The 19,752-nt window shown below is 71.2% G+C and carries 13 protein-coding genes; 8 read left to right on the top strand and 5 right to left on the bottom strand.

Annotation, left to right across the window (positions count from 1 at the left end):
• Positions 1-3: 3 nt before the first annotated feature.
• The 8 genes from EXW95_RS00430 (at position 4) to EXW95_RS00400 (ending at position 14,501) form a co-directional block, all read left to right on the top strand.
• The gene (locus EXW95_RS00430; RefSeq protein ID WP_371809845.1) at positions 4-1,605 is read left to right on the top strand and encodes a putative baseplate assembly protein; all 1,602 of its coding nucleotides are present in this window, start codon (positions 4-6) and stop codon (positions 1,603-1,605) included.
• Positions 1,527-2,072, top strand: coding sequence for a hypothetical protein (locus tag EXW95_RS20400; RefSeq protein WP_254605365.1), 546 nt, complete (start codon positions 1,527-1,529; stop codon positions 2,070-2,072). The genes EXW95_RS00430 and EXW95_RS20400 overlap by 79 nt, the downstream gene beginning before the upstream one ends.
• The gene (locus EXW95_RS00425; protein WP_174365857.1) at positions 2,069-3,076 is read left to right on the top strand and encodes a phage tail protein; all 1,008 of its coding nucleotides are present in this window, start codon (positions 2,069-2,071) and stop codon (positions 3,074-3,076) included. Before EXW95_RS20400 ends, EXW95_RS00425 begins: the two co-directional genes overlap by 4 nt.
• The gene (locus EXW95_RS00420; protein ID WP_174365856.1) at positions 3,073-5,376 is read left to right on the top strand and encodes an FHA domain-containing serine/threonine-protein kinase; all 2,304 of its coding nucleotides are present in this window, start codon (positions 3,073-3,075) and stop codon (positions 5,374-5,376) included. Before EXW95_RS00425 ends, EXW95_RS00420 begins: the two co-directional genes overlap by 4 nt.
• Positions 5,377-7,911: 2,535 nt before the next feature.
• Entirely contained in the window at positions 7,912-8,547 is a 636-nt protein-coding gene (locus tag EXW95_RS00415; RefSeq protein ID WP_174365855.1) for a hypothetical protein, read from the top strand.
• Complete coding sequence (locus EXW95_RS00410) at positions 8,544-10,331, top strand: VgrG-related protein (RefSeq protein WP_174365854.1); 1,788 nt, start codon at positions 8,544-8,546, stop codon at positions 10,329-10,331. The genes EXW95_RS00415 and EXW95_RS00410 overlap by 4 nt, the downstream gene beginning before the upstream one ends.
• Complete coding sequence (locus EXW95_RS00405) at positions 10,331-12,253, top strand: ATP-binding protein (RefSeq protein WP_174365853.1); 1,923 nt, start codon at positions 10,331-10,333, stop codon at positions 12,251-12,253. The genes EXW95_RS00410 and EXW95_RS00405 overlap by 1 nt, the downstream gene beginning before the upstream one ends.
• 244 nt (positions 12,254-12,497) lie before the next feature.
• Entirely contained in the window at positions 12,498-14,501 is a 2,004-nt protein-coding gene (locus EXW95_RS00400) for a hypothetical protein (RefSeq protein WP_174365852.1), read from the top strand.
• 63 nt (positions 14,502-14,564) lie between these two features.
• Here the strand turns inward: EXW95_RS00400 and EXW95_RS00395 are convergent, their stop codons facing one another.
• From EXW95_RS00395 to allB, 5 genes are all read right to left on the bottom strand, one after another.
• Positions 14,565-15,035 (bottom strand): hypothetical protein, encoded by a 471-nt coding sequence (locus EXW95_RS00395; protein ID WP_174365851.1) that lies wholly within the window; start codon positions 15,033-15,035, stop codon positions 14,565-14,567.
• A gap of 210 nt (positions 15,036-15,245) precedes the next feature.
• Positions 15,246-15,863: an HD-GYP domain-containing protein gene (locus tag EXW95_RS00390; protein ID WP_174365850.1), complete on the bottom strand. Its 618-nt coding sequence runs from the start codon at positions 15,861-15,863 to the stop codon at positions 15,246-15,248.
• Between the two features lie 74 nt (positions 15,864-15,937).
• The gene (locus tag EXW95_RS00385) at positions 15,938-17,665 is read right to left on the bottom strand and encodes an NAD-dependent malic enzyme (RefSeq protein ID WP_371809844.1); all 1,728 of its coding nucleotides are present in this window, start codon (positions 17,663-17,665) and stop codon (positions 15,938-15,940) included.
• Positions 17,662-18,426, bottom strand: a complete 765-nt coding sequence (gene allE / locus EXW95_RS00380; protein WP_174365849.1) for a (S)-ureidoglycine aminohydrolase — start codon at positions 18,424-18,426, stop codon at positions 17,662-17,664. The genes EXW95_RS00385 and allE overlap by 4 nt, the downstream gene beginning before the upstream one ends.
• Positions 18,423-19,733, bottom strand: coding sequence for an allantoinase AllB (gene allB, locus EXW95_RS00375; RefSeq protein ID WP_371809843.1), 1,311 nt, complete (start codon positions 19,731-19,733; stop codon positions 18,423-18,425). The genes allE and allB overlap by 4 nt, the downstream gene beginning before the upstream one ends.
• Positions 19,734-19,752: the final 19 nt, after the last annotated feature.

Below are 19,752 nucleotides of genomic sequence, written 5' to 3'. Positions count from 1 at the left end.
ACCGTGCCGCTACCTACCGTGAACCTCGACGACCGCCGCTTCGACGACATCCTCGAAGAGGCCCGCCGCCTGATCCCGCAGTTCTGCCCCGAATGGACCGACCACAACCCCAGCGACCCCGGCATGGCCATCCTGGAAGTGTTCGCCTGGATGACCGACCTGCTGCTGTACCGCGTGAACCAGGTGCCGGACAAACTGCTGATCGCGTTCCTGGACCTGATCGGCGTGCAGCTCGCCCCGCCGCGCGCCGCGCAGGCCCCCGTCACGTTCTACCTGTCCGCCCCGCAGGAGACCGCGCTGGCCATCAACGTCGGCACCGAGGTCGCCACGCTGCGCACCGAGGTGAACGAGGCCACCGTGTTCTCCACCGAACGCGCCGGCGTGATCCGTCCCCCGGTCCTGACCGGGCTGTACACCGCCAACACCCTCGCACAGGTGCGCGGCGACGCAGACGACACCCGCGGCGTCCGGCACGACCTCGCCCAGCTGGGCCTGCCCGGCTACCGCTTCCCGATCTTCCAGCCGCAGCCGCAACCCGGCGACGCGCTGTTCGTGCAGCTGCAGGAGGACCACAGCGACCACGTCCTGGCGCTGCACTTCGGCGTGGAACTCGCCGGGGGTGCCGGCGTGAATCCCAATCACCCCCCCTACGTGTGGGAGGCGTGGCAGGGCGGCGTGAGCCGCTGGGCACAGTGCGAGACCGAGTACGACGGCACCCAGGCCTTCAACGTGTCCGGCGAGTTGATCCTGCGCCTGCCCACCCTGCGAGAGGGCACCTTCTTCGATCAGCGTGGGTACTGGCTGCGCTGCCGCCTGACCAACGAGCAGATGCACGCCGGGTACCGCGTCAGCCCCGACCTGGAAACCCTGCGCGTGGACGCGCGCGGCGTCACCGTTCCCGCCCGGCACGCCACCGTCGTCCGGAACGAACTGCTCGGCCAGAGTGACGGCACGCCGGGTCAGCGCTTCACGCTCCTGAACGGCCCGGTGCTGCACCTCGACCCGGATCGCGACCTGATCGAGGTCCTCACCCCCGAGGGCGACCGTACCCTGTACACCCCGGTCACGGACTTCAGCCTGTCCTCACCGCTCGACCCGCACTTCACGTTCGACACCGCCACCCGCGAGGTCGCCTTCGGCTCCAGCGTCCTGCAACCCGACGGCAGCGTGTACCGCTTCGGCCTGACCCCCGCCCAGGGCGCCACCATCCGCATGACCCGCTACCAGTACGGCGGCGGCGCGGTCGGGAACGTCCCGGCGCGCAGCCTCAGCGTCCTCAAGAGCAGCCTGCCGTACGTGGCGCGCGTCACCAACCACGCCCCCGCCGTCGGCGGCCGCAACGCCCAGCAGCTCGAGGACGCCGTGCAGCGCGTCCCGCAACTGCTGCGCACCCGCACCCGCGCCGTCACCGCCGACGACTACGAACACCTCGCCGCGCAGGTGCCCGGCGTCGCCCGCGCCCGCTGCGTCACCCGAACATGCACGCGCCCGGCCAGACGTACCCCGGGCAGATCCGCGCGCTGCACGTGCCGCCCGGACAGGTCACGGTCGCGCTGCTGCCCGAGGTGCGCCCCGGCGACCCCGGCGTGGACGCCGACCCCCTGACGCCCGGCCGGGTCGCGCCGGAACGCCTGACCCTGAGTGCCGAACTGCGCGCCGCCGCGCAGGAGGAACTCGACCTGCGCCGCCCGGTCGGCACCACCCTGGACCTGCGCGCCCCGCAGTACGTGTGGGTCAGCGTCACCGCCACCGTCCGCGCCGCGCACGCCGCCAGCCGCCCCGCCCGCGAGGACGTCCGTCGCCGCGCCCTGCACGCCCTGTACACCTACCTGAGCCCCTACACCGGCGGCCCCGACGGGCAGGGCTGGCCCTTCGGCCGCACCCTGACCCTCAGCGAACTGTACGGCCTGCTGCGCGCCGTGCCGGACCTGGAAGTCGTCGAGGACGTGCAGGTCGTCCTGACCGAACCCGGCCAGCCCGAGACGCGCGAGGTCGTGACCGGTAGCCTCCCTATGCCGCCGCAGGCGCTGATCGTCAGTGACGTCCACCACGTCCGGGTGGAACAGGGATGAGTGCGTCCCTCCAGGTGCGCCGAGGCGGTGAGGTCCTGCGGGTCCTGCCGCTGGCCCGCGCGCTGTCCATCGGCCGCACGCCCGACAACGGCCTGCCGCTGCGTGACCCTGCGGTCGCCATCCGCCACGCCGAGATCAGCGCCGAGGGCGGCGCGCTGCTCCTGACGCACCTCGCGGGCGGCGAGCACGTCACGTTCGTCAACGGCCACCGCCTCGCGCCGAACGAACCGCGCCGCCTGGAAGCCGGAGACGAGATCCAGATCGGCCCGTTCACGCTGGCATTCCTGACCGCCGCGTCCGAGGCCCGCCCCGCGCCCGCCCCCGCCGGACGCGTGCGAGAACAGGGCGACCTCGCGGCCCGGCCCGCCCGCGCGCCGCTGCCCACCTACCCGCCGGAAGCCCCGGCGCGCGGCACGCTGGCGCTGTACACCGAGTTCCTCCCCCCGTTCTTCCAGGAATCCGAATTCCTGTCGCGGTACCTGAAGATCTTCGAGGCGATCTGGGAACCCCTCCAGCGCCGCCAGGACAGCGTGGACATGATCTTCGACCCCAGGGTCGCGCCGCCGCGCGTGCTCGCGTGGATGGCCGCGTGGCTAGGCGTGCCCCTGGACCCCCACTGGCCCGAGGCGCGCCAGCGCGCGTGGCTGCGCGAGGCCGTCACCCTCTACCGCTGGCGCGGCACGAGGTACGGCCTGAGCCGCGCCCTGGAGACCGTGTACGGCCTGAGCCCGGTCCTGCGCGAGGACAGCGCCCAGCCGCACACCCTGACCGTGCGCCTGCTCGACCCGCCCGACGGGGACGACACCGCCAGCCGCGAGGCCGTCACCGCGTTCATCCACGCGCACGCCCCCGCGCACACCCGCGTGGACGTCGAGTGGGTCGGCGCCGACGCCGCCCGTCCCTCCCCGCCCGCCCCGGCCGACGCGGCCCCACCCCCTGAACCCGAACCGGTCACCGCCCAGCCCACCCCGCCTCCCGCTGCACCCGACGGACCCACCGCATGACCGACACGAAAATCTTCCACCACTACCAGCTGACCCGCCCCCTGGGCGGCGACTGGCTGGGCGCCGTGCACGTCGCCACCGACCTCGACGAGGGCCGCGAGGTCGCCCTGCGCGTCCTCGACGAGACCACCAGCGGCCAGTCGTTCATCCTGATGCAGCTCGAGCGGCTGCTGCTGCGCGTCAGCACGCTCAAGCACGCGCACCTGCTGCCCACCGGGGAACTCCAGACCCGGGCCGGACGCGCCTTCTACGCCATGGACCTCGGCCGCGCCGGGAGTGCCCGCGCGCTGCTGCAGGCCCAGGCGAAAGAAGCCCGGCCACTGCCGCTCGTGACTGCCGTGGAACTCGTGCGGCAGGCCGCCGCCGGGCTCGCGCACGCGCACGCGCACGGCCTGATGCACGGCAACCTGAAACCCGAGAACCTGATCCTCCAGCCGGGCCGCGCCCTGCTCGGCCACACCGGGTACGTGACGCAACTGTCGGACTTCGGCCTGGCGGAACTGCGCGCCGGGAGTTACGGCACGCACGACCGCGCCGTCGTGAACGCCCTGGCGTACATGAGCCCCGAACAGTGCCGGGGCGTGCGCAACGAACTGCGCACCGACCTGTATGCCCTGGGCCTCGTGCTGTACGAACTGCTGACCGGCATGGTGCCGTTCGACATCCGCGACGCCGCCGACGCGCTGGAAAAACACCAGCACGTCGCGCCCCGCCAGCCCAGCGCCCTGCGCCCCGAACTGCCCGAGGCACTCGAAGAGGTGATCCTCACCTGCCTCGCCAAGGACCCCGAGGACCGCTACCCCGACGCCGCCGCCCTGGAAGCGGCGCTGCAGGGCATCCTGAACACCCTGATGCCCGGCGGACCGGAACCCACCGTGCGCCTCAGCGCCCTGCCGTTCCTGCCGCCGCCCCCCCCGCTGGACGGCGTGACACCCGGCGCGGAGTTGAACCTGCTGATCTTCAGCGAACGGCACGAACTGCTGCGCACCCTGCCCGTCACGCAGGACACCCTGACCGTGGGCCGCGCGCACAGCAACAGCGTCGTGCTGGAACACGCCGGGGTCAGCCGCCACCACCTGAACGTCACCTTCCAGGCCGGGCAGGCCAGCGTCACCGAACTGACGGCCACGAACGGCGCAGTCATGGACGGCCTGCCCCTGACCCCCATGACCCCGCTGCGCTGGCCCGAGCGCACGCCGCTGTACCTGCGGCCCTACTGGCTGGTGCTCGTCCCGCCCCGCCGCGCGCCCACCCGCGCCCGGATCGTGGTCACGCCCGACGTGGACCGCCTGACCCTCACGCCCGGCCGCCCCGCGCAACTGCACCTGAACCTCGCCAACACCGGCGTGACCGTGGACCACTTCCGCCTGACCCTGGACGGCATCCCCGAGGAGTGGGTGCTCGACGCGCACCAGGAATTGCAGCTGAACCCCGGCACGCAGGGCAGCGCCACCCTGACCGTGCAGGCCCCCCGCGACAGCCGCGCCCGCGCCGGAACCTACGACGTCACCGTCGTGGCCCGCTCGCGCGAGAACCCCGAGGAGACCGGCACGGCCCCGCTGAAGGTCGTCGTCACGCCGTTCCACGAGACGGTCGCCACGCTGCTGCCCCCCACCCGCCGCACCTGGCGGCACACCACCTACACCCTGAAACTGGAGAACAAGGGCAACACGGACCTGGTCCTTGCGCCCATCCTGCGGGACAATGAGGGCGAGGTGCACGTCCTGCCCAGACTGCAGGACCTCGTGCAGCTGCCGCAGGCGCCCAACGCTGCCGGGCACGTCGTGAACCCCGAACAGCTGGCCCGCGAGGCCGCCCGGCAGGCCGCGATGGAGGCCCGCAACCAGGCGACCAGCGCCGCCCGCCGCATCCTGATGGGCCAGGGCCGCATCCGCGTGACCGACATGCCCGCCCGCGTCACCCTGGCCGCCGGGGCGCGCAGCGAGGACACCGTGAAGGTGCGCGTGCCGCTGCGCTGGTTCGGCAGCCCCAGCCAGCACACCCTGCAGGTGAACGTCCAGCCCGTCAACGAACAGAACGAGATCGAGGACCGTGTCGTCACCAGCGCCGAGGGCCAACTGCACCACCTCCCCCTGATCCCGCTGTGGCTGCTGCCGATCCTGATCCTGCTGCTGGGCGTCCTGATCTGGTGGCTGACCCGCCCCCGCAGATCACGCAGTTCGACCTCTCCGGCAGCGACACCGTCGTCGCACCCGGTCAGCCCTTCACACTCCGCTGGGACACCAGCAACGCCCGGAACGTCAGCATTCTCGAACTCGGCGGGACCGGCCAGAACCTGAATGGGGACGGCCAGCTGAAAGTCGACGGCATCCAGAAGGACCAGAAGTACACCCTGGTCGCCCGCTCGCTGCTCGGACGGCGCGTGGAACGCTCGCAGGTCGTGCAGGCCCGCTTCGAACGGCCCGTCATCGAACAGTTCGACGTGACACCCGCCCGCGTCTCCGGCAACCAGCCGGTGACCGTCACGTGGCGCGTGAAGAACGCCGCGCAGGTCAGCATCAGCGAACTCGGTAAGGTCGAGGCCAGTGGCACCCGCAAGTTCATCCCGAACAAGGACACCACCTTCACCCTGACCGCGCAGAACGGCAGCGAACGCGAAAGCGACCAGCGCACCGTCAGCGTCCTCGGGCCCGAAGTCAAGGAATTCAAACTCACGCCACCCAGGGTCAAGAAGGGCGAGAGCGCCGTCCTCTCCTGGAACGTCGTGAACGCCACCCAGGTCAGCATCGACGGCCTGGGCACCGTCGCCGCCACCGGCAGGCGCACCGTCACTCCCCGCGACGAGGGCAACGCCACGTACGTCATCACCGCCACCGGTGCGGGCGGCCTGACCAAGAGCGCCAACATCCGCCTGGAACTCGTGACACCCAAACCCGAATTCACGGGCTTCGAGGTCACACCCAACCCGGTCGACAGCGACCAGCAGTTCAAGATCAGCTGGAAGACGAAAAACGCCACCGGCGTCAGCGTCCAGTACGGCGAGGGCACCGAGGAAAGTGGGCCGTCCGGTGAAACCATCAAACAGGCGCCACTCCTGAGCACCACCATCACCCTGACCGCCCGCAACGACGCCGGAGACCAGGTCTCCGTCAGCAAACAGCTGAACGTCAAGCTGATCGATCAGGCCGCCAAGGCCGCCGCCGAGGCCGCCAAGCAGGCCCAGCAGGCGGAGAAGGCCGCGCAGGAGCAGGAAAACACCAACGTCGGCAAGGTGTCGTTCACCGCCGAACCCCAGACGATCACCGGGGAAGGGGACGTAACGCTGAACTGGCAGGCCGACGGCTTCGCGGAGGTCAGTATCAAACCCCTGATCGGCAACCGCCCGAACGGACGGTTCGACCCGACCGGAACCAAGCGCATCGAGAAGGTCAACACCACCCGCACGTACACGCTGGTGCTGTACCTGCGCAACAACAAACAGAAGACCATCGAACGCACGGTCAAGGTCGTCCCGCTGCCCGTGAAGATCAACACCTTCACGCTGAGCCAGACGCAACTGAGCGCCCCCGGCACCGTCACGCTGAGCTGGGACGTCGCGAACGCCCAGAGCGTGCGCCTCGCCGGACTCAAGGGTCCCCTCGCGAACGGTCAGTGGCCCGCCCGGGGCAGCACCCCCGTGCCGGTGAGTGCGACGCGCACCTTCACGCTGACTGCCGGGAATCAGGTGCAGAAGCAGACCGTGAAGGTGACCCTGCCGCCCGCAACCGTGCAGTCGTTCACGCTGACCCCCACGCAGATCACCGGGAAGGGCGTCGTTGTGCTGAGCTGGAAGGTGCAGAACGCCAGCGCCGTCCGGATCGACGGCGTGAAAGGTCCGAACCGCGACGGCAGCTGGCCCGCGCAGGGGCAGACCCCCGTCCCGGTGAGTGCCACGCGCACGTTCGTGCTTCGCGCCGGCACCGCGAAGGCCACCCAGGCGGTCACCGTGACCGCTGCCCCCACCCCGCAGATCACCTCGTTCAGCGCGTCCCCCAGCACCCTGACCGGCCCCGGCGCCGTGACGCTCAGCTGGACCGCGCAGAACTCCAGCGCCGTGCGCCTCAGCGGCCCCGCCGGAATGATCGGCACCACGCATCCCGCCAGCGGTCAGGCGCGCGTGCAGGTCACGAAGACCGGAACGTACACCGTCACGGCTGGCGGCCAGAGCCGCAAGGTCACCGTCACGGTGAAACCCGCGCCGCAGACCGGTGGGGTCACGCCGCCCCCGAACGGGCAGGGCACCTCGACAGACCTGAGCAACCAGGGACCCATCGTGACGCGCTTCAACGTCAACCGCCGCATCGTGAACGCCGGAGAGAGCGTCACGTTCGACTGGTACACCGTGAACACCTCCGTCGTCCGCATCGACGGGATCGACGGGGACCTGCCGCCCAAGGGTAAACTGACCATCCAGCCCACGCAGACGCGAACGTACTCGCTGACCGCAAACGACAAACCGTACAAGACGTCCATCACCGTCGAGGTCCGTGACACCGGCAGCGACTACAGCGACCTGAGCGGAACCTGGACGCACCCCTTCGGCGTGGTCACCATGACCGTCACCGGGAAGACCGCCACCGGGACGTTCAGCAGCAACCGCCCCGGCATTCCCAGCGTGCCCATCACCGTGTTCTTCAACGGGGACACCCTCAGCGCCACGTCCCCCAAGAATCCGGATTTCAGTTTCGTGGCGTCCCTGCGTTCGGGCCGCAAGGCCATGCTGGGCACGTACACCCTGAAGGGCGAGCAGGAACGGTGGTGCATGTACCGCCCGGGCACGCCCAGACCCGCCGAGTGCAAGTGAGCGCGGCGCAGGCCATTCAAGGAGGCTCATCATGATCGACATCGCAGGCAGCAGTGGCGGCGGGCAGTTCATCAAGGCGCAGATCGTCCCGATGGAAGGCAAAAGCAGCCGCTCCCCGATCGAGTGCATGTTCAACCCGCGTGAGTACGCGATCAGCCGCAGCGTGAACTGGAAGACCGAGAGCAACGACAACAACGACAACGGCAACAAGGTGTACCTGGGGGGGTCCCCGGCGAAACTGACGCTGGAACTGTTCTTCGACACGTACGCGCGGCGGCAGTCGGCGGGCGTGGTCGAGGACGTCCGGAAGTACACGGCGGCCCTGTGGGCCCTGAGCGAGATGCAGACCGGGGACGGCGAGAAGGGCGTGGGGAGCAGCATCAAGAAGGGCAAGCCGACCAGCGTGCTGTTCCAGTGGGGGCAGACGTGGCACTTCCAGGCGGTCATCACGGACATCGAGCAGCAGTTCACGCTGTTCATGCCGGACGGCACGCCGGTCCGGTCGGTCATGAAGACCACCTTCGAGCAGGCCGACACCGCCACGTCCTTCGAGGGGAAGGGGGGCCTGAAGAGTTACCACGTCAGTCAGGGCATCCGGGACGCCGCCGGTCAGCGCGGGTTCGTGGGTGACCTGCGCCGCGCGCCGTTCGGGAAGGGGCAGACGTGACGCGGGTGCAGCGTGACTCGCTGGAGGGTGCGGTCAGCACGCTGTACCTGAACCTGGACGGGCGGGACATGCCGCCCGAGCAGTTCCGGATGATCGACGAGATCACCGTGGACAGCAGCCTGCAACTGCCGGACGTGGCGACCGTCACGCTGCGCGACCCGGCCGGGGAGCTCGTGGACGACACGACGTACAGGCTGGGGGCGCGTATCCGGGTGATCGCGCAGGTGAAGGGCAACCGGGAGACGGTGTTCGACGGGGAGATCGTGGAGATCGAGCCGCGCTTCACGCGGGGCACGCAGCAGCTGCGCGTGCGGGCCTTCGACCGCCTGCACCGACTGGCGCGCGGAACGCACACGAAGTCGTACCAGAACGTCAGTGACATGGACCTCGTGAAGAAGATCGCCTCGGAGGTCGGCCTGACCGCGAAGACCGGTCCGGCGAGCGTGGTGCACGGGTACGTGCTGCAGCACAACCAGTCGCATCTGGCGTTCCTGCGTGAGCGGGCAGCGCGGCTGGGGTACATCCTGTTCGTGGACGGCACGACCCTGCACTGCGAGCCGGTGCGCGGGCAGGACCCCATCACGTTGACGTGGGGGGACAACCTGAGCGAGTTCCTGCCGCGCCTGAGCAGCCTGAACCAGACGAGCGGCAGCACGGTGCGGTCGTGGGACCCGAAGCAGAAGCGCGCCGTGAGCAGCGAGAAGCAGAGCGGGGAGGGCAAGGCGAAGGTGCAGGAGGGGACCCGCAGCGAGGGGGTGGCGCAGGAGGCGTTCAGCATGAAGGCCCCGACCACCAGCAGCGCGTTGATCGTGCGGGATCAGGGCTACGCGGACGCGATCGCGCAGGCGCAGCGCAACCGCGTGGCGGAGGGGCTGCTGGAGGCGCGCGGGCAGGCGGCCGGGTATCCGCGCCTGACGGCCGGGACGCAACTGGACATCCGGAACGTGGGGCAGCGCTTCAGCGGGTCGTACGTGGCGAGCAGCGTCCGGCACGTGTACCGCAACGGGGAAGGGTACAGCACCGAGTTCGCCGTGACGGGCAGCCACCCGGAGTCCCTGGCCGGGATGATCCGGCAGGCGACCGGCGGGGCGGGCGGCAGTGCGGGCGGCGTGATGACCCCCGCGCCGGGCCTGATGATCGGCATCGTCACCAACAACGACGACCCGGACAACCAGGGCCGCGTGAAACTCAAACTCCCCGCGCTGACCGAGGACGACGAGACCGACTGGGCGCGCGTCGTGAACCTCGGCGGCGGCCCGAACCGCGGCTCGCAGCACACCCCGGAAGTGAACGACGAGGTGCTCGTCGGCTTCGAGCACGGCGACATCCACCACCCGTACGTGATCGGCGGCCTGTGGAACGGCACGGACGCCCCGCCGCGTCCCACCGGGAAGGTCATCAAGAACGGCAAGGTCATCCAGCGGGTGTACCGCACGCGCCTGGGGCACGAGTTCATCTACGACGACCCGGAGGATCCCGATCCGCCGAAGATCACCGTGCAGAGCAGCAAGGGGCACGCCATCGAACTGAACGACGACAAGAAGAAACCCTTCGCGGAGTACCGCACGAAGGCCGGACACCGCCTCACCCTGATGGACGACCCCAAGGGGCCGTTCGTGGTCCTGCGGGACAAGAACGGGAACGAGGTGAAACTGGACAGCAAGAGCAACACGCTGACCATCACGAGTACCGGGCGGCTGGAACTGAAGGCGACGCGCGGCATCCGCATCGACGGGGGCGGCGGGAACGTGGACGTGAAGGGCGTCCTGATCAACCTCAACTGATGGACGGGACACGAGTGCAGGCCCTGCACGCCCTGTGCGACGCCCTGAGCGCGCAGGTGCTGGACGTCGCGCTGAACGAGCAGGCGGAACCGGACGTGCGGTACGTGGTGGCCCCGCCGGACCTGGGCGGGACGCGACTGGCGGACGTGCAGGCGAGGCTGGACCTGACGGAGTTCGAGGTGGGGGTGCTGGCCCTGGCCCTCTCGACCGAGCTGTTCCCCGAGCGGATGCTCGCGGCGTGCGCGGCGGCGCTGCAGATGGACAGCCTGTACGCGGCGTTCCTGACGCCGTCCCTGACGCGCCGCTGGCTGCTCGGGGACGACTGGTCGCAGGGCGAGGCGTTCAGCCCCGAGCGGCCCCTGCTGGCCTGCGGGCTGATCGAGTTCGGCGTGAGTGCGAACGCCAGCGTGCTGGAGGCCCTGACGCCGCTGCGGCTGAGCGGGGCGCTGCTCGCGGACCTGCGCGGCGCGCCGGGCGTCCCGCCGGACCTGCGCGGGGTGCTGCGCGCCCTACCGGGCGGCGGCCTGCTGAGCGACTCGCAGGAGGCGCAGCGCGAGACGCTGGCCCGGCACCTGAAGGGCGAGGACCGCGCGGCGCTGCTGTTCGGCTCGAACGCGGCCGGGATGCAGGCGGTCGCCGCGCAGTTGCTGGGGGACAGCGCGCACCTGCTGGACCTGCCCGTCCTGGCCTCCCGCCCCGCCGAGGAGCAGGAGGGCGTGCTGCGCGCCCTGCGCCGGGACACGCGGCTGCGCGGCACGCGGCTGGCCGTGGACGCCGCCACGCCCCTCCCGGACGCCCAGCCGCCGGAAGGGCTGGTGGACCGCGTGCTGGACGTCGCGGCAGGCCCCGTGGTGATCCTGGCGGCCGACCCGCTGCCGCTGGAATCCCCCCACGCGGTCCTGAGTGCCGAGGTCGGTGCGCCCACGCCCGCCGAGCAACGGGAACGCTGGGCGCACGCGCTGGGCGTCGGCGGGGACCAGCCGCTGCTGCGGCAGCTGGGCGACCAGTTCCACCTGAACCTGGACCGCATCGACGCGCTGGCCCGCGATGCCCGCGCCGGACTGCCCGGCAACGCCAGCCACGCTGCGCGGCTCCAGGGCGCCTGGGACGCGGCGCGCGGCGCGAACCGCCGCCTGATGGGCAGCCTCGCGCAGCGCATCGACACCCGCGCGACCTGGGCGGACCTGATCCTGCCGGACGCCGAGCGGCTGGCGCTGGAGCAGATCGCCGCGCACGTCCGGCACCGCTCGGTGGTGTTCGAGGACCTGGGTCTCGCCCGGCCGGGCCGGGGCCGCTCGATCACGGCGCTGTTCAGTGGCCCCAGCGGCACCGGCAAGACCCTCAGCGCCGAGGTCCTGGCCCGCGAACTGAACCTCGACCTGTACCGCGTGGACCTCAGCAGCACCGTCAGCAAGTACATCGGCGAGACCGAGAAGAACCTCAAAAAGATCTTCGACGCGGCCGATCAGGGCGGGTGCGTGCTGCTGTTCGACGAGGCCGACAGCGTGTTCGGCAAGCGCGGCGAGGTCCGCGACAGCAACGACCGCTACGCCAACACCCAGGTGAACTACCTCCTGCAACGCCTGGAGACCTTCAACGGGCTGGCGCTGCTGACCACCAACCTGGAGAGCAGCATGGACGTGGCGTTCATGCGCCGCCTGCAGTTCGTGATCAACTTCCGCGCGCCGCAGGCCCCCGAACGCGAGCGGCTGTGGCGCGGCGCGTTCCCACCCGCGCTGGATACCACCGACGTGGACTTCGCGCGGCTGGCGCAGGCGGACGTCGCGGGGGGCAACATCCGCTCGGTGGCGCTGAACGCGGTCTTCATCAGCGTGTCGCGCGGGCAGGCGCTCACGCACGCCCTGGTGGAGGAGGCGTTGCACCTCGAGTACCGCAAGCTGGGGCGGCTGGTGCTGACCTGAAGGCGCGTGACCGGCGCCGGGGGGCATGTCGTATGCTGGGGTGTTCACCCGCGCCCGCCCGACCGGCGCGGTCACGTTCCGGGCCGCGTCACGCGGCGGCCCGCCCCGCGGTGCTCCATAACGGAGGCCATCGTGCGGCGGGCTCAGGACAGCCGGGGAGACCCCCGCGCCCACCCCGGACGTGTGCTCTGCCTGTCCGCGCGGCCCCGCGCCGCGTTCCCACTCACCCGAAACGGAAGTCACCATGTACCTGCTTGCCCACGTTCCCGCCGCGCGTGCCACCCTGGAGCACGTCCACCAGCAGCTGACCGCCCAGGGCCTCACGCACCCCACCCTGGCCGTACCGGGGCGCGAGGACGCGCTGCCCTTCGACCTGTTCACCGGCCTGCACGTCGTGGACCACGAGACCCGGCAGGCGCACCTGAAGTGCCTGCTGTGCCCGCCCGGCAGCGGCCACCACCTGCGCTACGAGTTCCGCGTGACCACCCTGGGCGGCGAGGTCATCGGCCCGATCGGGAGTTCCTGCGTGTTCGCCCGTGTGCTGGGCGAGGAACGCGGGCGGCAGGTGGGCGCGCACCTCACCGATCAGGTCGGCGCGCACGTGCGGCGCACGCAGGTGCAGACGCAGGCCGAACGCCTCGCAGCTGCCGGGAACTGGCGCGAGTACCTGCGCGCCCAGGGCCTGGACTGGGTCCTGACCGCCATGGCGGGCGGCGGCGGCCTGAGCGCCGAACTGCGCGAGAAACTCCAGCGCCTCCAGGACGAGGGCAAGCCCTTGCCGCTGGCGGTGCTGTCCGAGTTGCGCGTCCTGACCCGCGCGCGCGAGGACACCCCGGCCCCGAGCGCCTTCGTGCCCGCCCCCGCCGCGTTCCAGGCGCAGGCCACCCCGGACCTCGCCCGGCCGAAGAAGACCCGCAAGGCCCGCGCGGGCGCCGGGAACCGCATGGACCACACCGAGTGGGAGGAGTACCTGCGCGCCAGCCGCCTCACGAACCTCGTGGGTCACTGGATGACCGTGCAGGACACCCTCGACCTGCCCGAGGACACCCGCGATTTCCTGCTGGAGACCATCCGGGGCCGCCGACCCTTCCGCCTGGAGGACCTGACGCTGCTGCAGGGCCTCGCGCGGGACGAGGCGGTGCTGGAGCAGCTGCGCGACCTCGGGCCCCCTGAACGACTGCGGCCCGCCACCCGCGCGCCACGCGCCGTGCGCGTCATCGAACCCGAGAGCGGCCTGGAACTGCTCGACGTCCGCGACGACACGCACGTGCAGGGCGCCCGCGAGTGGCTGTGGGGCCTGAAGGCCGTGTTCGGCGCGGCGCAGTGGCGGCGCGTGGAGGCCGGGATCAACACCGGCGCGCTGCGCGCCGACGATTACGCCGCGCTGAGGCAGACGCTGCTGGCCCTGCCCGAACAGGCCGAACCCGGTCAGCCCCGCACGCCGCGGCAGTTCCTGACTTACGTGGCGTTGCTGCTGGGCCGCGAGAAACGCGTCGAGCGCGCCCGCGAACTGCTGCACCAGCGGCGGCAGGCCACCAGCCTGGTCGTCCTGGACGGGCTGTGGCAACGCTACCGCGACGGGAAACCCATCCCCGAGAGTGAACTGATCGGCCGCGCGCTGAACGGCACCCGCAAGGACAGCCCCGGCACGAACGGCACCCGCAAGGACAGCCCCGCCGCGAACGCCACCCAGCAGGCAGGCCAGAGCCGCAGGAAAGGTGCGCAGACGCCCGCCACGCCCCCGGCACAGCCCACCGCGCAGGCCCCCAAGAAACAGAAGGCTCAGAAGCAGGCGGCACAGCCTCCGAAGGCCGACGCCCCGGTGCCCGGCGACCCGCTGGCCGCCGAACGCGCCGAGTACCAGGACGGCTGGGGTCGCGGCCTGTCCAGCCTCGTGCCCTCAGCGCACCGCCGCGCCGTCAGCCGCGCCGTGCACCAGCCGCCCGGCAAGCTCACGCCCGAGCAACTGCGCCTCGCGCGGCACGCGCTGGACGTCTACCGCCGCATGACCCGCGCCGGGACCCCCCCGAAGAAGGTGTTCACCAGTGCCGGACCCCGCACGCCCGAAGGCTACGCCGACGCGCTGGCCCGACTGTTCACCGACCTGGGCGTCCCCCACCTGCGCGACCCGCTCGCCGCGCGCGGCCCCGCGTGGCTCCAGGCGACCTTCCCCAGCCCCCTGAAGCACTTCGAACGCACCGGGGAACTGCACCGCGACCTGGGCGGCATCCTGAACGCCCTGAGCTGAAGCGGGGCGGCGGGGAAGAAGGACAGGTGCCGCCCTCGTCCCCGCCGAGGGTGGCGTTTCCGCTCAGCGGATCGGGTCGATCTCGCTCAGGGACGTGGACGCACTCTGGAGGCGCTGCTCGCGCAGGTCCTGCATCTCCCGCTGGTTCAGGGCGTGTTCGGCCATGACGATGGTCTGGCACAGCAGCATCAGGGACCCGCTGACGCTGCTGGACAGCGCGCGGGTGTCGTGCTCGCCCAGCACCACGCCCCGCTGCCCGTCGGTGAGGATCAGGACGCTCGGGCCGACCAGCATCCCGGCGCCGCCCCAGGTGCAGGCGCGGCTGCCCATCAGTTCGTCGCGCCAGCCGTCGGTGCTGCGCGGCGCGTCCCCGTTCTGCTCGTGTCCGGCGGTGTGGGCGCGCAGGCGCACGATCAGGTCGGTGATCAGTGGGGCGTCCTCGCGGCCCAGCGCGGTCAGTTGCGTGACCAGCGCGTCGCGGGTCAGCGCCCCACGCTGCCAGTCGAGCGCGGCGTTCAGGAGCGTGTCGTTCATGCGGTCACTATAGGTCCCCCGCGCGTGAGAGACCCCGGGGAGGACGTCATGCCCGCTGCGTCCCCCACGCGCGGCGCACCCGGCGTCAGGTCGGCTCGGGTTCGTCGGACAGATCGTAGAGGTTCAGCGCGCCGCTGATCAGGAACGCCTCGACGAGTTGCGGGTCGAACTGCGTGCCGCTGCCTGCGCGCAGTTCGCGCAGCACTTCCTTCAGCCGCAGCGGGGGCGGTAGGGGCGCAGGGTGAGCATGGCGTCCACGGCGTCCGCGACGGCCAGCAGTCGCCCCTGAATGGGGATGTCCTGTCCACGCAGGCCCTCGGGGTACCCGGTCCCGTCGAAGCGTTCATGGTGGTACAGCACGTACGGCCGGGCGGAGGTCAGGGCGGGGAACCCGCTGATCATGTGCGCGCCGATCACCGGGTGCCGCTGGATGTTGCGGTACTCGGTGTCGCTCAGGCGGCCCGGTTTACACAGCACCGTGTCCGAGATGGACGTCTTGCCGATGTCGTGCAGGACCGCGCCCAGCCGGACCTCCTCCAGTTGCGTGTCGCTCCAGCCGAGCGTCCGGGCGATCATGAGGGCGCTGCGCTGCACGCGCTGCGTGTGGTCGCGGGTGTACGCGTCGTGCGCGCCGAGCGCCACCACGAAGGCGTTCACGACCGCCAGGGTCGCGGCTTCCAGTTCCGCCTCCTGCATCTTGTAGCGGTGGAACAGCGCGCCGAACTCCTCGGCGTACCGTTCGAGCTGCGCGGCGTACAGGCGCAGTTCCTGCAGCCGGGGGTCCTCGGCGGGCACCTCGGCGGCGGGCGGAACGGGAACGTCGCTCATGGGGGCAGCGTAAGCCGTGAGGTCATGCAGGATTCTTTCAGTGCCTCCTCATCCGCGTGGCGGTTTGCCCCGCGTTACTCGCGCGGCCGGAACGGGAGGTACTTCGGCTGCCAGAACTTGCGCCGGACCGTGTCCAGCAGCTGCGCGTCGGTCTGACCGCGCAGCGTAAACTCGGTGGCGACGCCGTCCGCGAGGGCCTGCCGGATCACGGCCACCGCCACGTGAATGCTCGCGTGACTCAGTTCATCGACCGGCGGGTACGTGCGGCCCGGGTGGTTCGCCTGCGTGTACTCCGCCAGGGCGTACGCGGCGGCGGTGACCATCTCGTCCGTGACCTCGCGCACGCGCGCCAGGATCGCGCCGAAACCCAGCCCGGGGAAGATGAACGCGTTGTTCCCCTGCCCGATCTCGTGCATCTCGCCGTGCAGGCGGACCGGGTCGAAGGGACTGCCGGTCGCCACGATCGCCTGCCCGCCAGTCCAGGCCAGGATGTCCGCCGGGAGGGCTTCCGTGTTCGCGGTGGGGTTGCTCAGCGGGAACACCAGCGGGCGGGGCGTATTGGCGTGCGCGGCGCGCACCACCCCCTCGCTGAAGATGCCGGGCTGCCCGCTGAGGCCCAGCAGCACCGTTGCCCTCGCCTCGCGGATCACGTTTTCCAGGTCGGTGCCCGCCCAGCCGTCCGTCAGGGCCTTCGGCGTGGCCAGCGCCCGCTTGTAGTCCTCCATGTGGCGGTCGTCGGTCAGCAGCCCACGCGAGTCGAGCACGAACACCCGCGCCGCGATCCCCGCTTCACTCAGGCCCTCGCGGCGCATTCCCTCGCGGATCGCCAGGGCCACCCCTGCCCCACCCGCGCCCGCGCCATGCACGACGACCACCTGATCGCGCAGCGCCTCGCCCTTCATCCGGCAGGCGTTCAGCACCCCGGCCAGCACCACGGCGCCCGTCCCCTGGATGTCGTCGTTGAAGCTCGGCACGACCCGGCGGTAGCGGCGCAGCACCTCGAACGCCGCGTCCTTGCTGAAGTCCTCCCACTGGATGATCGCCTTCGGGTAGCGCTGCAGCGTCGCCTCCACGAAACGGTCCACGAAGCGCAGGTACTCGTCCCCGGTCAGCCGCTCGTGCTTCACGCCCAGGTACGCCGGGTCGTCCCGCAGGTCCGCGCGCCCCGTCCCCACATCCAGTTCCACCGGGAGGGTCTTGTCCGGCCCCACGCCGCCCGCCACGGTGTACAGCGACAGTTTCCCGATGCTGATCGCCATGCCCCCGAAACCCTGATCCCCGATGCCCAGGATCGCGCTGGAATCGGTCGCCACGATGATCCGCACGTCGTTCAGCGGCACGTTCGCCAGCGCCGCCCCGGCCCGGTCGATGTTCCGGGTGCTCAGCGTCAGGCCGCGCGGGTAGCGGTAGATCTGGCTGAACTTCTGCACGGCCAGGCCCACCGTCGGTGTGTACACCACGGGCAGCATCTCCTCGACATGCGCGGACAGCAGCGCGTAGAACAGCACCTCGTTGCGGTCCTGCAGGTTGCGCAGGAACACGTGCCGGTCCAGCGGCTCGGTGATCTGCGCGTACTCCGCGTACTGCCGCTCGACCAGCGCGTCCAGCGTGTCCACCTGCGGGGCCAGCAGGCCGTCCAGGCCCAGCGCCTCCCGCTCGGCCTCCGTGAACGCCGTGCCCTTGTTGAGCAGCGGGAAGCGCAGCAGCGGAAACCCGCGCACCAGCGGGTGGAGATAGCGGTGGCCGTCCTCGCCGCGGCGGACGTCGTAGTGGTCGGTCAGGGGCAGGGTGCGTCGGTTCACGGCTGGCCTCCGGTCAGGGTGAGGGGATGGCGGTTCATATCCTTGAACAGCAGGTACTTGCTCCAGTCACGGCCCAGCGCGCCGTACCACTGCGGGCAGTGCGCGCCCATCCAGATCACGTCCCCCGTCTGCACCGGGTAATACGCCTCCTGCAGCTTGTACAGGCCCTCGCCCGAGAGCAGCAGCAGGCCGTGCTCCATGTAGTGCACCTCCGTGTACGGCAGGGTCGCGCCCGGCGCGAAACTCATGGTGCTCATCATGAAATCGAAACGCGGATCGTCCGGCAGCAGCTTGCGCGCGATCAGCCGCTCGTCGCCCTCGAACGGCGCCCCCGGATTCTCCCGCTCGTTCCCCCAGCACACCGGCGGGGCGTCCACGCCCGGCGCGCCCTGGTACGGCTTCTCGAACACCGCCACCCGCGCCGCACCCCGCGCCTCCAGCGTGTGCATGACCCCCGCCGGGAAGAACACGTGATCCGACTCGCGCAGCGTCCGCGACTCGCCGTCCACCTCCACCTGCACCTCGCCGCTCAGCACGAATACGAACCGCTGGTAGCCCAGCGCCGACTCGCGCGCCCGCGCCCCAGCTGTCATCTCCGCCGTGAACTGCACGAACCTCGCCCCCAGCCCGATCACCGGCGCGATGTGCAGCACCACCGCGCTGCCGGGCCACTCGGCCAGCGCCGTGCGGACGAACGTGTCGGGCGTGATCACCGCGTGCGCCTCACGCAACGCGGAACGGGTGACTCCCAGGTGTTTCATGCGGTCTCCTTCGCCGGGCGCAGTAGCTGCCCCCGTACGGACTCGTCGAAAATCGCCCCGCCGGGCAATTGCGCGAACACGCGCTGCCCGCGCAGGTACGTGGCCTGCACCCGCCCCCGGAAGCTCTGCCCCCGGTACGGGTTGCCGTGGTGGCGGTCGTGCAGTTCGGTCAGCGTGAACGTCTCGTCCAGCCGCACCAGCGCGAGGTCGGCGTCCGCACCCAGCCGCAGCGCGCCCTTGCTGGCCAGCCGGAAGCGCCGCGCGGGATTGAGCGAGGCGACCGCCGCGATCAGTTCCAGCGGCACGTCCCGCTGCCAGTACCCGCCGTCGAGCAGCACGTTCAGGGTGGACTGCGCGCCGCTGATCCCGCCCCAGATGGCGAAGAAGTCCTCCCCGGTCTTCAGTTCGGGCGGGGCGGGGGAGTGGTCGCTGCCGACCGTGTCGATCCGCCCGGCCCTGAGCGCCGTCCACAGCGCCTCGCGGGTGCCGGCGTCCCGGATGGGCGGCGCGCATTTGAGCAGCGCCCCGACCCGCTCGACGTCCTCCCCGGTCCAGTGGAGGTAGTGCGGGCAGGTTTCGGCGGTGACGTCCACGCCGCGCGCGCGGGCCTCGGCGGCCAGGGCGACGCCGCGCGCGGTGCTGAGGTGCACGAGGTGCAGGGCCGCGCCGGTCTCCTCGGCGAAGAGGATCGCGCGGCCCACCGCTTCGGCCTCCGTGACCGGCGGGCGTGACGCGAGGTAGTCCCGCACGCCCGTCTGCCCGTGCTCGCGGGCCGCCTGCGACAGCGTGCGGGTGAACGCGTCGCTCTCGGCATGCGTCGCGACGATCAGCCTGGCCCGGCGCGCGGCGCGCATCCCCTCGAACAGCGTCACGTCGTCTGCGGCGGGAAATTCGTCCAGGCCACTGTGACTCATGAACGCCTTGAAGCCGATCACGCCGCACGCCGCCAGCTCGTCCAGTTCCGGGAGGTTCAGCGGCGTCAGGCCGCCCCACAGGCCGAAATCCAGGCGGGATTTCGCCTCGCCCAGCGCGCGTTTCTCCGCGAAGGCCCGCGCGTCCAGCAGCGGCGGCGAGGAATTCAGCGGCATGTCCAGGAAACTCGTCGCGCCGCCCGCCGCCAGCGCGCGGGTGCCGGTGTCGAAGCCCTCCCAGTGGGTGCGGCCCGGTTCGTTCAGGTGCACGTGGGCGTCCACCACGCCGGGGAAGACGTGCAGCCCGGTCGCGTCGATCTCCTCGCGGGCGGGCGCGAACACGTCCAGCGCGAGGCTCACGATCCGCCCGTCCTCGACGGCCAGATCGGCCCGCACCGGGCCGTGCGGCGTGACC

This window comes from Deinococcus sp. JMULE3, assembly GCF_013337115.1.
Classification (GTDB): Bacteria; Deinococcota; Deinococci; order Deinococcales; family Deinococcaceae; genus Deinococcus.
The sequence above is the reverse complement of the archived record's forward strand: the minus strand, read 5'-3'. Positions and strand labels throughout refer to the sequence as shown.

Bases quoted from the DNA above. Each gene is read 5' to 3' on its own strand.
- EXW95_RS00425 (WP_174365857.1), top strand. From the start codon at position 2,069: ATGAGTGCGTCCCTCCAGGTGCGCCGAGGCGGTGAGGTCCTGCGGGTC.
- EXW95_RS00420 (WP_174365856.1), top strand. From the start codon at position 3,073: ATGACCGACACGAAAATCTTCCACCACTACCAGCTGACCCGCCCCCTG.
- EXW95_RS00415 (WP_174365855.1), top strand. From the start codon at position 7,912: ATGATCGACATCGCAGGCAGCAGTGGCGGCGGGCAGTTCATCAAGGCG.
- EXW95_RS00405 (WP_174365853.1), top strand. From the start codon at position 10,331: ATGGACGGGACACGAGTGCAGGCCCTGCACGCCCTGTGCGACGCCCTG.
- EXW95_RS00400 (WP_174365852.1), top strand. From the start codon at position 12,498: ATGTACCTGCTTGCCCACGTTCCCGCCGCGCGTGCCACCCTGGAGCAC.
- EXW95_RS00395 (WP_174365851.1), bottom strand. From the start codon at position 15,035: ATGAACGACACGCTCCTGAACGCCGCGCTCGACTGGCAGCGTGGGGCG.
- EXW95_RS00390 (WP_174365850.1), bottom strand. From the start codon at position 15,863: ATGAGCGACGTTCCCGTTCCGCCCGCCGCCGAGGTGCCCGCCGAGGAC.
- allE (WP_174365849.1), bottom strand. From the start codon at position 18,426: ATGAAACACCTGGGAGTCACCCGTTCCGCGTTGCGTGAGGCGCACGCG.